The sequence below is a fragment of the Pseudomonas syringae pv. coryli str. NCPPB 4273 genome, assembly GCF_000972175.1.
GTDB classification, from domain to species: Bacteria; Pseudomonadota; Gammaproteobacteria; order Pseudomonadales; family Pseudomonadaceae; genus Aquipseudomonas; species Aquipseudomonas syringae.
The window spans coordinates 1-12582 of sequence record NZ_AWQP01000021.1; the positions used below are offsets into that span (position 1 = coordinate 1).

At 60.5% G+C, this 12582-nt stretch carries 13 protein-coding genes and 1 pseudogene; 5 read left to right on the forward strand and 9 right to left on the reverse strand.

Features of this window, described 5'->3' with window-relative positions:
- Positions 1 to 63: 63 nt before the first annotated feature.
- The 3 genes from P406_RS10530 to P406_RS10540 form a co-directional block, all read right to left on the reverse strand.
- Positions 64 to 618 carry an HAD family hydrolase gene (locus P406_RS10530; RefSeq protein WP_046236137.1) on the reverse strand — a complete coding sequence of 185 codons (555 nt, stop codon included), beginning with the start codon at positions 616 to 618 and terminating at the stop codon, positions 64 to 66.
- A gap of 32 nt (positions 619 to 650) precedes the next feature.
- Positions 651 to 1520: an acyl-CoA thioesterase II gene (gene tesB, locus P406_RS10535; protein ID WP_003424653.1), complete on the reverse strand. Its 870-nt coding sequence runs from the start codon at positions 1518 to 1520 to the stop codon at positions 651 to 653.
- 139 nt (positions 1521 to 1659) lie between these two features.
- Complete coding sequence (locus tag P406_RS10540) at positions 1660 to 2229, reverse strand: GNAT family N-acetyltransferase (protein WP_003313831.1); 570 nt, start codon at positions 2227 to 2229, stop codon at positions 1660 to 1662.
- Positions 2230 to 2349: 120 nt separating this feature from the next.
- On the opposite strand from P406_RS10540, the gene P406_RS10545 reads away from it, so the two are divergent.
- Together P406_RS10545 and P406_RS10550 are read left to right on the forward strand one after the other, a co-directional pair.
- Entirely contained in the window at positions 2350 to 3267 is a 918-nt protein-coding gene (locus tag P406_RS10545) for a histone deacetylase family protein (protein ID WP_004411874.1), read from the forward strand.
- Positions 3268 to 3372: 105 nt separating this feature from the next.
- Entirely contained in the window at positions 3373 to 4611 is a 1239-nt protein-coding gene (locus P406_RS10550; RefSeq protein WP_046236138.1) for a TIGR03862 family flavoprotein, read from the forward strand.
- A 160-nt stretch (positions 4612 to 4771) separates the two neighbouring features.
- On the opposite strand, the gene rhlE1 is transcribed toward P406_RS10550, so the two are convergent.
- The gene (rhlE1, locus tag P406_RS10555) at positions 4772 to 6100 is read right to left on the reverse strand and encodes an RNA helicase RhlE1 (protein ID WP_003340788.1); all 1329 of its coding nucleotides are present in this window, start codon (positions 6098 to 6100) and stop codon (positions 4772 to 4774) included.
- A 62-nt stretch (positions 6101 to 6162) separates the two neighbouring features.
- Positions 6163 to 7077, reverse strand: a complete 915-nt coding sequence (gene yedA, locus P406_RS10560) for a drug/metabolite exporter YedA (protein WP_046236139.1) — start codon at positions 7075 to 7077, stop codon at positions 6163 to 6165.
- Between the two features lie 167 nt (positions 7078 to 7244).
- Here yedA and P406_RS10565 point away from each other — a divergent pair, with 167 nt between their 5' ends.
- Positions 7245 to 7712 carry an Lrp/AsnC family transcriptional regulator gene (locus P406_RS10565; protein WP_003313835.1) on the forward strand — a complete coding sequence of 156 codons (468 nt, stop codon included), beginning with the start codon at positions 7245 to 7247 and terminating at the stop codon, positions 7710 to 7712.
- Between the two features lie 4 nt (positions 7713 to 7716).
- Here P406_RS10565 and P406_RS10570 read toward each other — a convergent pair whose 3' ends face one another.
- The 3 genes from P406_RS10570 to P406_RS10580 all read right to left on the reverse strand — a co-directional run bounded on the left by P406_RS10570 (position 7717) and on the right by P406_RS10580 (position 9928).
- The gene (locus P406_RS10570; RefSeq protein ID WP_003392086.1) at positions 7717 to 8328 is read right to left on the reverse strand and encodes a 3'-5' exonuclease; all 612 of its coding nucleotides are present in this window, start codon (positions 8326 to 8328) and stop codon (positions 7717 to 7719) included.
- Between the two features lie 21 nt (positions 8329 to 8349).
- Positions 8350 to 8826 carry an NYN domain-containing protein gene (locus P406_RS10575; RefSeq protein WP_003313837.1) on the reverse strand — a complete coding sequence of 159 codons (477 nt, stop codon included), beginning with the start codon at positions 8824 to 8826 and terminating at the stop codon, positions 8350 to 8352.
- A 397-nt stretch (positions 8827 to 9223) separates the two neighbouring features.
- Complete coding sequence (locus P406_RS10580) at positions 9224 to 9928, reverse strand: DUF2076 domain-containing protein (RefSeq protein ID WP_046236140.1); 705 nt, start codon at positions 9926 to 9928, stop codon at positions 9224 to 9226.
- A 197-nt stretch (positions 9929 to 10125) separates the two neighbouring features.
- Between P406_RS10580 and P406_RS10585 the strand changes: the two genes are divergently transcribed.
- Entirely contained in the window at positions 10126 to 10788 is a 663-nt protein-coding gene (locus tag P406_RS10585; protein WP_003368738.1) for a YciC family protein, read from the forward strand.
- A 33-nt stretch (positions 10789 to 10821) separates the two neighbouring features.
- Positions 10822 to 11964 carry an endonuclease/exonuclease/phosphatase family protein gene (locus tag P406_RS10590; RefSeq protein WP_046236141.1) on the forward strand — a complete coding sequence of 381 codons (1143 nt, stop codon included), beginning with the start codon at positions 10822 to 10824 and terminating at the stop codon, positions 11962 to 11964.
- Positions 11965 to 12029: 65 nt separating this feature from the next.
- Here the strand turns inward: P406_RS10590 and P406_RS10595 are convergent.
- Positions 12030 to 12467: pseudogene (locus P406_RS10595) on the reverse strand (hypothetical protein); the annotation flags it as partial.
- Between the last annotated feature and the right edge of the window lie 115 nt (positions 12468 to 12582).

The following is a 12582-nucleotide window of genomic DNA, read 5'->3' on the forward strand; positions in this document are numbered from 1 at the left end:
GCATTTCTGGACGCTCTGCGTCCTCATGCCGACGCGAATCATTGGCACTATCGGCAGCTCAGATCACCCCAGCATCCCGCGCAGCACTGTGCAATCCTGCGCATGCCAGTCCGTCAGCTCTGGCCATGGGTTGTCCTTCAGGTTGACCAGAACGGTCTTGGCTCCCGCCGCACGGCCGCAGTTCAGGTCATGCATGTAGTCGCCGATCATGACCATCTGCTCCGGCTCGACACTCCAGCGAGTGGCCAGCTGCAGCAAACCTGCAGGGTCCGGTTTGGGAGTCGCCTCGTCGCGGCCCAGCACATCCTCGACGGCAAAGCAGTCATCCAGGCCGATGGCCTTCAAGGTGATATAGGCCAGCTCCTGAGCGTTACGGGTGAGTATGCCCAGCTGATAGCCGCGCGCCGACAACTCGCGAACCAGCTCGACCGCGCCTTCGGCAGGCTGCGAAGCCAACGCCAGCTCGCGTTCATGCTCCAGCAGCCAGGCGTGCTTGGCCGCCGATTCCTCAGCGGGCAGCGCAGCAAGATGCCCAAGAATGTCGTCGTCCTGGGGGATGCCCAATTCACGTTTGATGGCCGGGAAGTCGTGGATAGGGACGGTCAAGGTACCGTCCATGTCGAACACTCAGTGCCGTATACCTTCGAGTGTCATGCCCAATCCTTACGATGGCGGATCAGCCCTTCCTGACTGACCGATGCGACCAGTTGCCCGGCGCGGTTGAAGATACTGCCGCGCGAGAAGCCGCGCGAGTTGCCTGCCCAGGGGCTGTCCATCGCGTAGAGCAGCCAGTCATCGGTGCGCAGGTCGTTGTGGAACCACAGCGAGTGGTCAAGGCTGGCAACCTGCATGTCGCGCTGCCAGACCGTCTTGCCGTGCGGCAGCAATGAGGTGGTCAGCAAGTTGAAGTCTGAGGCATAGGCGAGCATGTAACGATGCAGCGCCTGCACGTCCGAGAGGCTGCCATCGGCGCGGAACCACACGTATTTCACGGGCTCGCCGGGCTTGGGATCGTAGGGATCCTCGGAAGTCACCGGGCGGAACTGGATCGGTTTGGGGCGCAGAAACTTGTCGTGCATCGCTTCGGGAATCAGGTGCGCGCGGCGGGTCAGCAACTCCAGCTCGGACGGCAGGTCTTCCGGGCCGACAATCTGCGGCATCGTCGCCTGGTGCTCGAAGCCCTCTTCGTCGTACTGGAACGAAGCGCTGCAGGTAAAAATCGGCTTGCCCTTCTGAATGGCAGTGACGTGGCGCGTGCTGAAACTGCCGCCGTCACGTACGCGGTCCACCTGATAGACCACCGGCAAACCGGCATCGCCGGGACGCAGGAAGTAGCCGTGCAGCGAGTGAACATGACGGTCCTCTTCGACCGTCTGACTGGCGGCGGACAGCGACTGACCCAGTACCTGACCACCAAACAATTGGCGAAAGCCCAGATCCTGGCTATGCCCGCGGAACAGGTTTTCTTCAATGGCTTCCAGCGTCAGCAACTCAACCAGATCATCCAGCACTTGGCTCATTCTCATTCCTCTCGTACATCGACTTTGCACTGGTACGGCAACAGCAGTCGCTGCATTTTCCGACAGGCCTCGGGCCCATCCCACTGGAACGGAATGATACAGACTTAAGATGGTTGGCTTAATTCAATCTGCACCCTGATCAAGGCTTCAGCGTCTTGAGCCACTGCTCATGGCTGATCCGGTACAGCACGTGCGGCTTGAGCGGGTGGCCGTCCTCAAGGTTCGGGTGATCGAAACTGCCGGACTCATCCTGCTGCATACCGATTGCCTGCATCACCTTTTGTGACGGCTGATTATTGACCGCCGTGAACGACACGATCTCCTTCAGCTCCAGGCGCTCGAAACCACAGCCCAGCGCGGTCCATGCCGCCTCGCTGGCAAAGCCCAGGCCCCAGTGGTCATAAGCCAAGCGCCAGCCGATCTCCACGGCCGGTGTAAAAGGCGCCTTGAAACCCACCACATGCAGCCCGGTAAAACCGATGAACTCGCCGGTGTCCTTGCGCTCCAGCGCCCAGAGCCCGAAACCCAGTTCGGCAAAATGACCGCGCAGCCGCCCGATCATGGCAGCACTTTCAAGGTGGCTCAGGGGCTTCGGAAAATAGCGCATGACGCGAGGGTCCGCACTCATCCGGGCGAACGCCGGCAAGTCATCGTCACGCCACTGCCGCATCCGCAGTCGGGCGCTATCAAGCTTGAGTATCGGTTCCATCGATTCCCCCGTGTCACGAGACATGAATGGGCGTCAGTGCAGCCGTCTGCTACGCCACACAACTGGGCGTACGGATGCTTTACTGGCACTATCGGGCTTCGGCCCTTCAACGGACGCAAAATGTCCCTACCGCTTATCTACCACGAAGACTACAGCCCGGACTTCCCGGCGGATCATCGCTTCCCGATGGACAAGTTTCGTTTGTTGCGCGATTACTTGATCGACAGCGGCCTGACCAGTGACGTTCAATTAATGCGTCCCGAGTTGTGCCCGGCGGACATTCTGGCGCTGGCTCATGACCCTTCCTACATCAGCCGCTACCTTAGCGGTGATCTGTCGCGCGAAGACCAGCGGCGTCTCGGACTGCCGTGGAGCGAGGCCCTGGCACGCCGAACCATCCGTGCGGTAGGCGGCTCACTGCTGACGGCCGAACAGGCCCTCACGCATGGCCTGGCGTGTCATCTGGCGGGCGGCACCCACCATGCGCACTATGACTACCCGGCGGGTTTCTGCATTTTCAATGACCTGGCGGTGATCAGTCAGTACCTGCTGCAAAGCGGCCGCGTGGACAAGGTCCTGATCTTTGACTGCGATGTGCATCAGGGTGACGGCACGGCACGCATTCTGGCCGATACCGAGGACGCCATTACCGTCTCGCTGCACTGCGAAAAGAACTTCCCGGCACGCAAAGCGCAGAGCGACTGGGATATCCCGCTGCCAATGGGCATGGGCGACGCCGATTACCTCAATGTGGTCGACGACCTGCTCAACTACCTGCTGCCGTTCTACAAGCCGGACCTGGTGCTGTATGACGCAGGCGTGGATGTCCACAAGGATGATGCGCTGGGCTATCTGCAGCTCACCGACCAGGGGCTGGCCAATCGCGACGAAGCGGTGCTGCGTCATTGCCTGGGCCGCGACATTCCGGTCATGGGCGTGATCGGCGGTGGCTACAGCAAGGACCGCCAGGCACTCGCAAGGCGCCACGGTATCCTCCATCACAGTGCGCAACGGGTCTGGAACGACATGGGCCTGTGACCCTGCGCGGTACTTCGCCTCAGTCGCAGCGCATGACGTGCGCCACACCTTGAAAGAACGCTCGGGTAGAATGCCCCACCCCTCTGCTATCGATCTTCGCTGACCATGACCGACCTCGCCCCCTCCACCGCCCGAACCGTCGCCATCATCGGAGGCGGCCCTGCGGGGTTGATGGCAGCAGAAGTGTTGAGCCAGGCCGGACTGAAGGTCGATCTGTACGACGGCATGCCATCGGTTGGGCGCAAGTTTCTGCTCGCCGGGGTGGGCGGTATGAACATCACCCACTCCGAGCCTTACCCGGCTTTTCTGGCGCGCTATGCCGAACGTTCGCCGATGATCGAACCACTGTTGCGCGGCTTTGACGCTGATGCCCTGTGCCAGTGGATTCATGCGCTGGGCATCGAGACCTTTGTCGGCAGCTCGGGGCGCGTGTTTCCCACAGACATGAAAGCCGCGCCCCTGCTACGCGCCTGGCTCAAGCGGCTGCGCGATGCCGGTGTCACGATTCATACGCGGCATCGCTGGTCGGGCTGGAACGCTGATGGCAGCCTGCGTATCACGAATGCTGACGGTGAACTGGCGATCAAACCTGCAGCCACGTTGCTGGCGCTGGGCGGCGCCAGCTGGGCGCGGCTGGGTTCGGACGGGGCCTGGCTGCCATGGCTGCAGGCAAGGCAGGTCGAGGTTGCGCCTTTGCAGGCCGCCAACTGTGGTTTCGAGGTAAGCGCCTGGAGCGACCTGCTGCGCGACAAGTTTGCCGGTGCGCCACTGAAAAATATCGCGATGGGCCTGCATGGCCATGCCCTGCGTCTGGGCGAATGTGTGCTGACCGCGACGGGTGTGGAAGGCAGCCTGGTGTATGCGCTGTCGGCGCAGATTCGTGAACAGATCAACCTTCACGGCTCAGCGGTTGTGGATATCGATCTGCTGCCCGGCAAAGCGCTGTCGGACGTTCAAAAAGCCCTGAGCAAACCCCGCGGCTCACGTTCGATGTCCAAGCATCTGCACAGCCAATTGGGGCTGGACGGCGCGAAGGCAGCGCTGTTGCGCGAGCTGGCGCCTCGTGAAGCGTTTGCCGATCCGCTGTTGTTGAGCGAGGCGATCAAGGCGTTACCACTGCCCCTGATCAAACCGCGCCCCGTCGATGAGGCCATCAGCACCGCAGGGGGCGTCACCTTCGAGGCCATGGACGAACGTCTGATGCTCAGGCAATTGCCAGGCGTATTCTGCGCCGGTGAAATGCTCGACTGGGAAGCGCCGACCGGCGGCTACCTGCTGACCGCCTGCTTCGCCAGCGGCCGCGCTGCGGGTTTGGGGATGGTCGAGTGGCTGAACTCACAGTGATTCCTGTGCGTATGCTCTGCGCTCAGCGTTATACATAAATCCTTCTGTGGGAGTGAGCTTGCTAACGAAGACGATGGTCCTGCCACCCTACTTCCAAAGTCTGTCATGGCCTCTTCGCGAGCAAGCGAAGCGTCGCCCGGCTCGCTCTCACATGTGTATATCAAGGCTTCTTCTTGCGCGGACCGGTGTTGAAGACCGGTACTTTACGCACCGGCTTGACCACCGGCGCAGGCTCGGACTCGCCGCTGTCGACCCATTTGCCCAGGTTGCGCTTACTGCCCGACACCTTGGGTTTCTTCGGTTTCTTGGGCTTTTTCAGGATCTGGCCGCTGGCATCCGTGCTCGGCACGCGATGCTCCGGTTCGAAATCCTGCTCTTCCTTGCGCTCCAGGGTCTGGCGGGTCAGCACTTCGATGGCTGACAGCAACTCAACCTCATCGGCACACACCAGCGAAATCGCCTCCCCCGTCAGCCCCGCACGGCCGGTGCGGCCAATACGGTGGATGTAATCCTCGGCCACGATCGGCAGGTCCAGGTTGACCACGGTCGGCAGGTCATCGATGTCCAGACCGCGCGCCGCCACGTCGGTGGCCACCAGAATCTTCACTTCATTGCTCTTGAAGCGGTCCAGCGCACGCTGGCGAGTGGCCTGCGGCTTGTCGCCGTGAATGCCGTCGGCGTTCATGCCCAAACCCTGCAAGCGATCCACCAGTTGATCGACGCCAACCCGGGTCTTGGCGAACACCAGCACCTGCCCCCAGCGATGCTTCTTCATCAGATGGATGAACAGATCCGCCTTGCGCTTCTTGTCGACAGTCACGACCCATTGCTTGACCGACGACGCCGCGACGTTGCGCGGGCTGACTTCGATGGTCAGTGGGTCATTGAGCATCTGCGCAGCCAGCAGACGAATCTCGTCGGAGAACGTCGCGGAGAACAGCAGGGTCTGGCGCTGCTTGGGCAACACCGCATAGATACCGCGCAATTCCTCGGCAAAGCCCAGGTCGAGCATACGGTCAGCTTCATCGAGGATCAGCGTCTGTAACTGGGAGAACTTGACCGCGTTCTGGCGATGCAGATCGAGCAAGCGGCCTGGGGTCGCGACCAGCACGTCCACGCCCCTGCGCAGTTTCATCATTTGCGGGTTGATGCTCACACCGCCGTAGGCCGCGTAGGTGGTCAGCGGCAGATGCTCGGCGTACTGACGAATGCTTTCGTGAACCTGATCGGCCAGCTCGCGGGTCGGCGCCAGCACCAGCGCGCGAATCGAGTTGGGCGCGACTTTCGGGCCTTCCATGGTCAGCCGTTGCAGCAGCGGCAGGGCAAAACCTGCGGTCTTGCCGGTGCCGGTCTGTGCAGCAGCCATCAGATCGCGGCCCGCCAGTACCGGAGGAATTGCCTGAGTCTGTACAGGCGTCGGAGTCTGGTAACCGAGCGCTTCGAGGGCGCGCAGCAAGGGTTCGATCAGGCCGAGAGAGGCGAATGTCATGGAAATACCGTAGGAAAGATTCAACGCAAGGCGCGCAGTTTAACCTGTCCGGCGCGCCTCGGTTAGCTTGTGCGTGTCGATACGGCCTCTCGCGGCGGCGACCGGCGCCATTGCGGCAGGCCAATCAGCACCACGGCACTGATGATCACCACCATGGCCATGCACTCTTCGACACCAATCGTTTCGCCAGCGAACACCACGCCGAGCATCACTGCCACGGCCGGATTGACGTAGGCGTAGCTGGTCGCCGCTGCCGGGCGCACGTTCTTGAGCAGATACATATAGGCGCTGAACGCGACGATAGAGCCGAACACCACCAGATACAGCAGCGCGCCCCAGCCCGCCGCCGTCGGCATATGCGCCAGACGCTCGCCACTCAAGGCACTGCCGATCAGCAGCGTCGCTCCCGCCGTGATCATTTCCGCCGCACTGGCCATCGGACCCTTCGGCAACGGCAGGTGCTTGCTCAGCACCGAACCGAATGCCCAGGCTGCGGCGGCAAAGATCACCACGGCGGCGCCATAAGGGCTGGCCTGCAAATTGGAGCCGAGGTTCAGCAGGCCGATGCCGATCAGGCCCAGCACGATGCCTGCCCATTCAAGATTAGTGGTGCGATTGCCCCAGAACAGCCCGAACAGCAGCGTAAACAGCGGCATGGTCGCCACCGCCAGCGCTGCCACGCCTGACGCAACGCCTGCGTGTTCGGCCAGGGTCACACAGCCGTTACCGCAGGCCAGCAGCAGGAAGCCAATCACGAACGCGGCTTTCCACTCGCGCCAGGTCGGCGCAGGCACGCCGCGAAACCGTAGAAAGCCATACATCAAGCAGCCAGCAATCAGAAAGCGCACACCCGCCATCATTAACGGCGGCCATGATTCCACACCGATGCGGATCACCAGATAGGTAGACCCCCAGATCAGGTACAAGGCCAGAAAGGCACCGATGAGCAAGGGTGAAACACGAACGGATTGAGGCATGGCTAGGCTCTGGGATCATTGTTATGGTTGACCTATTGTATGAAGGCCGAAGTCGGATATTAAGCAGATAAACCTGTTTAAACCGCGCTGAAACTTACGATTCAATGCTTGTTAGGCCTGCTTTCCTCTTATTTTAAAACCGCCCATCGCTGGGTACGAGGCACGCTATGACCCTGGATAAATACGATCGGATTCTGCTCGATGAACTGCTGAAAAATGGCCGGGCGTCTTTTGCGCAGCTGGCGAAACTGGTCAACCTGTCCGCGCCCGCGGTGGCCGAGCGGGTCGCCAAGCTGGAAGCCAGTGGCGTGATTACCGGTTACGAGGCCAAGGTCGATCTGTCGAAAGTCGGCCTGCCGATTCAATGCATCATCGAACTGCGCATGGGCAGCCATGGCAATCAGCAGGCCTACAAGGACCTGTGGAAAGTCCCCGAACTGATCCAGTGTTACCGAGTGACGGGCGACCCGTGTGTGATCATGCGCGCGGCGGTCGATTCGATGCCGCACCTGGAAGACCTGATCAACCGGATCGCCAAGTTTGGCTTCAGCAAGACGTCAATCGTGCTGTCGACGGCAGTGGAGCGCAGCCTGCCGGCCGATTACTTGATCAGCAACGGCAAGCAGGAGCACTGACCGGTCAGACGCCGCGCTGGCGCTTCAGCGTTTCGCTGATCTTCGCGGCGGGGACTTTTTGCAGGGAGCACAGCATTTTGTGAGAAATGGCAGAGATACCGTGGGTCTGGCGCAATTCGTTGGTCAGGTACGCCGTCAGGTTGGCCGCCATTTCCGCATCGGCCATCGCCCGGTGAGCCTTGCCGGTGTCGGGCAGGCGCGCATAACGGGTCAACGTGCCGAGCTTGTGGTTCGGTGCGCCGGGCATCAGGCGTCGGGCCAGCAGCAGTGAACAGGCGAAGCTCTGTTCGCGCGTGCGCTCGATACGCGACAGCTCGTAGTCCCAGAACTTCTGGTCGAACGAGGCGTTGTGCGCCACCAGCGGTGTCGAACCGACGAAATCCGCCACATCGCCCATCACCCTTTCGGCGCTGGGGGCGGTACGAATCATGTTGTTGCTGATGCCGGTCAACCCTTCGATGAACGCAGGAATACGCACGCCCGCATTCATCAGGCTCTGAAAACGCTCGACGATACGCCCCTGCTCCATGATCACCACCGCAATCTCGGTCGCCCGGCAGCTATGGCCCGGGGAGATACCGGTGGTTTCAAAGTCGATGACTGCAATACGTTCCAACACTGGCCTGGCCCTGTAAATTCATTTCAACAACAACGCGCCTTCGATCGGCACGTAACGGCTGGCGGCGCGGATCAACGAGTTCGCGGTCAGCCCCGGTACGCCGTAGGCGACCGCCTCGACCCCATGCTTGCTGATCACGCGTTCGAGCAACATGTCGAAATCGCCATCCCCCGACGCCAATACGATTTCGTCCACTTGCGGCGCGAAATCCATGATATCGATGGTGATGCCGACATCCCAGTCCCCTTTGGCCGAACCGTCGCTACGCTGGATGTAGGGCTTGAGCCTGACCGTGAACCCCAGATTGCGCAGGATCTGCTGGAACTGCTGTTGCTTGCTGTCGCCACGATCGATGGCGTACGCAAACGCGTGAACGATCTCGCCGCGCTTGCTGATATCCGCCCACAAGGCGGCGTAATTGAAATGACAGCCATGCGCCTGGCGCACGGTGTAATACAGGTTCTGCACGTCGGCGAACACCGCGATCTTCTTCACCGCAATTCCTCATGGCGGGCAACATGCCCACGGGTTACAGCGATCCGGAACGTGAATCGGCGCCCAGTATGCCAGTTTGAGGAAGGAATTGAGGGATGGATCGGTACCGGCCGCTGTGAAGCCCGTGCGTCATGGCACAGATTATCGTTCCCACGCTCCAGCGCTCATCGTTATACACAAGTCTGCTCTTGATTCTGGCCGCAGGCCGTGGGAGCGAGCTTGCTCGCGAAGAGGCCGGTAACCCCTGAAAATGGAGCATCTGTACCATCGTATTCGTGAGCAACGCGGATCGCCGCCCCCGACCTGCGGGCAGAAGCTCGAAAGTCACGCTTTTCGGGCTCTTGGAGATTTGTGCATAACGATGAGCGCTGGAACGTGAAGAACGACCGTCACATCCTCAAACGAACGAATCATCGTCCGAGAAACTGTCGCCACCATCGTCGAAATTATCGTCAGCCGTGTACTGCTGATCCGGCTGTCCCCAACCGCCCTGGTCATTGGACAAGCCGGTGTCCTGAGCCTGTGGCGCGTCGTGAATAACCTCGACGATCTCCTGCGGCTGGCTGTGGTGGCTGAACATGCTGCTGATACCTTCTGCCAGCAGCACACCGCCCGCGACACCGGCCGCGGTCTTCAGCGCGCCTCCAAGAAAGCCGCTGCCGGCAGCCGGAGCAGGCGCGGCATAACCACCCTGCGGCGCTACGGGCGCAGGTGCAGGATTGAAACCACCACCATCACGCCAGCCGCCACTGGAAGGCTGGCTCGGTTGCGGCTGCGATGCGCGCGGGGCGCTGCTGCCAAAGATACTCGACAAAAACCCGCCACTCGCTGGCGCGGATGAGGCTTGCCCCTTGGCCTGCTGGAGCTCGGCCTGCAACTGCTGAATCTGCTCGTCGCGCTGTTTTACCTGCTGATTGAGCTGATTGACGGCTGCTTCCTGCACCAGAATCGCCTGCGTCATGTAGTACGGCGCAGCGGGCTGGCGGGTCAGATGCTCCTTGATACGCGCCTCGGCCGCAGCATCTCGCGGGGCGGATGCCGTTTCAGCGTCTTTCAGTTTCGAGAAAAGACCGTCAATCAGGGTTTGCTCTTCGCTGTTCATGACCACCTCACTGAGTTGCCACTGGAATTCTTCCCTGCCGCAATGGCAGGACCATGTGCAGAAAATGGGGCCTCATCGACGCGCTTCAATGACATGAAGAAAAAGATAACAAGGCGTGCGTCGAAAACCACTGCGCTTGGTTCGACAGGGGCCATGGGCTAAAGTGTGCGCCTGCTTTTAGCCTGCGATCTATCTCCATGAACCCGTTGAACATCATCCAGGATTCGCTTTATTTCTTTCGGCGTAATCTGGGCAGCATCGCGCTGCTGTGCCTGCCTGTCGTGATCCTTGAAGTGCTGGCCAAACAAGCGCTGGGCAGCGCCATGTCCGCCGACACTTCACCTGCCTACGCATTGGTGATCGGGCTGTTTTTCTACCCTGTCTATACGGCCGCGCTGATCCTGTTTCTCGACGCACGCAGCCGTGGCGAGGACGTACACACCCGCGATGTACTGGCCATGGCCGTGCGCCTGTGGCCGACCTTCGCCGTGCTTTCGGCCATGAGCACCCTGCTGATCATGTTCGGCCTTTCACTGTTCGTCGTGCCCGGCATCTGGGTGATGATCAAACTGGCGTTCAGCGAGTACCTGCTGGTTCTGCGCAAACTCACGCCGTTCATGGCCATGCGCGAAAGCATGCAGATGACCACCGGACACTTCACGCGCATTCTGGTGTGCGTACTGAGCGTCTACATTCCCCTGTGGCTGCTCGAGGGAGCCAGCCTGTACCTGTTTCCGGAACCGCAAAGCGCAGCGGTTTCCGTAATCACCGACAGCATCGGCAGCTTCCTGCAGCTGTTCACCACCATCGTGACGTTCCGCCTGTTCATGCTGATCAGCGAGCCCGCGCACCGCGCCTGAAGCAAAGGCTGACGTTAGGCGCGTCGATTCGGTATGCTCAATGCCGAATCCCTCACTGAGCGCCAGGCGCTCCAAGTCGAGCCGATGCCCCGTTTACTGCTACGTCTGACCCTGTACGGCTTGCTGCTGGTCGCCGTATTGCTGTTACTGGTGTTCCAACTGACCTGGCGCCCTCCAGCCCGTGAATTACTCACGGCCAACTGCAACCCTGCGGTCGAGGCACCGAAACTGGTGCCGGGGCAAGCGCTGAAAGTCATGACCTGGAACATCCAGTACCTGGCAGGTAAACGCTATGTGTTCTGGTACGACATGGCCGACGGCAGCGGCCCGGACGAACGCCCTACCCATGAAGACCTTGCCTACAATCTGGATGAAGTGGCACGGGTCATCCGTGACGAACAACCCGACATCGTGCTGCTGCAAGGGGTCGACGATGGCGCCAAGAACTCCGACTATCAGGATCAGCTGGCGCTGATCAAGGAGCGTGTGGCGGACCTCTACCCGTGCAGCACGCAGGCCTTCTACTGGAAGGCAGAGTTCGTACCCAACCCGCATATCTGGGGCAGCGTCGGCAGAAAACTGGCGACCCTCAGCCGCTTCCACATCGACAGCGCCGAACGTATACAACTGCCGGTGCCCGACGCCAACATCATCAGCCGTCAGTTCCAGCCAAAGGATGCCTTGCTGGTCAGCTACCTGCCCTTGCGTGACGGCGGCAAACTGGCCGTCATCAACACCAGCCTAACCACCGCCAGACACGCCGGCGACACCGCACAAAAACAGGTCGCGGCCACTGAAACGCAGCTGGACAAGCTGGAAAGCGGCGGCACGCCCTGGCTGATCGGCGGCGACTTCAACCTGCTGCCGCTGGGCCAATACCAGCGCCTCCCCGAGCAACAGCGCCTTGGCTACGCCGCCGACAGCGAACTGCACGAGCTGTGGGACAAATACCCGATGATCCCCGACAACGCCGAATCCAGCGGCATCGACCGCAGCAAATGGCTGACGCACTTCCCCAACGACAGCCGCATCAACGGGCCGGACCGGACGGTGGATTATCTGTTCTACAGCCCAAGCCTGAAGCGGGTCAGTGCGCGGGTGCGCAGGGATGACACGTTGTTGATCTCTGATCACCTGCCGGTGATTGGAAGGTTTTTGTTGCCGGTGGTGCCTTGAAGGGGCAAAGCGCACTCAGGCTTCAAGGGTGCTCAACATCCGTCCCCAGCATCGCGTCGAGTGTTTGCTGAAGCTTCGATGCGCTCTCCGGGCGTGATTTCGCCTTCATGCTCATTGCCCGAAAATATGGGCTCATAACCTTTTCCGGTGAACGTAAAGAATTTCGTTTTTCCATCAGCCGTCAACTGGGCAAGGGCTGCGTTCACTAGCGGGAGAGACCGATCGTCAGGCTCAAGCGCGCGGTCATATCCATCAAACTCGATGCCCATAAAGTTGGCCTCATCAGCATCATCCGTGTAACAGCGCGCGACGAGGGACAAGGTGCCTTCCGTGAAGTAGTACATATCGTACTCATAGTAATAGTCGTAGAAGCCGTCCTTATCCTGCTCGCTGGCGTCGATATGGTGATACCGCTCCATGAGGATTGAACCCGGGCCTTGGCATGTCCACTGGGGTTTGAGCTCGCGTTTACGGTTGTCATCCCGTGAGAAGATGGTTTTCATCCAGCGCTTGATAAGGGATTTGAAAACAAATCTGGCAGTGTTCAATGTCTTTCCCTGGTTACCCGATTGCTCGGCGACGTTCCGCGATCAATTCCTGAGTATTCGCGTGGTTGAA

Bases quoted from the DNA above. Each gene is read 5' to 3' on its own strand.
- P406_RS10530 (WP_046236137.1), bottom strand. From the start codon at position 618: ATGGACGGTACCTTGACCGTCCCTATCCACGACTTCCCGGCCATCAAA.
- tesB (WP_003424653.1), bottom strand. From the start codon at position 1,520: ATGAGCCAAGTGCTGGATGATCTGGTTGAGTTGCTGACGCTGGAAGCC.
- P406_RS10540 (WP_003313831.1), bottom strand. From the start codon at position 2,229: ATGGAACCGATACTCAAGCTTGATAGCGCCCGACTGCGGATGCGGCAG.
- P406_RS10545 (WP_004411874.1), top strand. From the start codon at position 2,350: ATGTCCCTACCGCTTATCTACCACGAAGACTACAGCCCGGACTTCCCG.
- P406_RS10550 (WP_046236138.1), top strand. From the start codon at position 3,373: ATGACCGACCTCGCCCCCTCCACCGCCCGAACCGTCGCCATCATCGGA.
- rhlE1 (WP_003340788.1), bottom strand. From the start codon at position 6,100: ATGACATTCGCCTCTCTCGGCCTGATCGAACCCTTGCTGCGCGCCCTC.
- yedA (WP_046236139.1), bottom strand. From the start codon at position 7,077: ATGCCTCAATCCGTTCGTGTTTCACCCTTGCTCATCGGTGCCTTTCTG.
- P406_RS10565 (WP_003313835.1), top strand. From the start codon at position 7,245: ATGACCCTGGATAAATACGATCGGATTCTGCTCGATGAACTGCTGAAA.
- P406_RS10580 (WP_046236140.1), bottom strand. From the start codon at position 9,928: ATGAACAGCGAAGAGCAAACCCTGATTGACGGTCTTTTCTCGAAACTG.
- P406_RS10585 (WP_003368738.1), top strand. From the start codon at position 10,126: ATGAACCCGTTGAACATCATCCAGGATTCGCTTTATTTCTTTCGGCGT.
- P406_RS10590 (WP_046236141.1), top strand. From the start codon at position 10,822: ATGCTCAATGCCGAATCCCTCACTGAGCGCCAGGCGCTCCAAGTCGAG.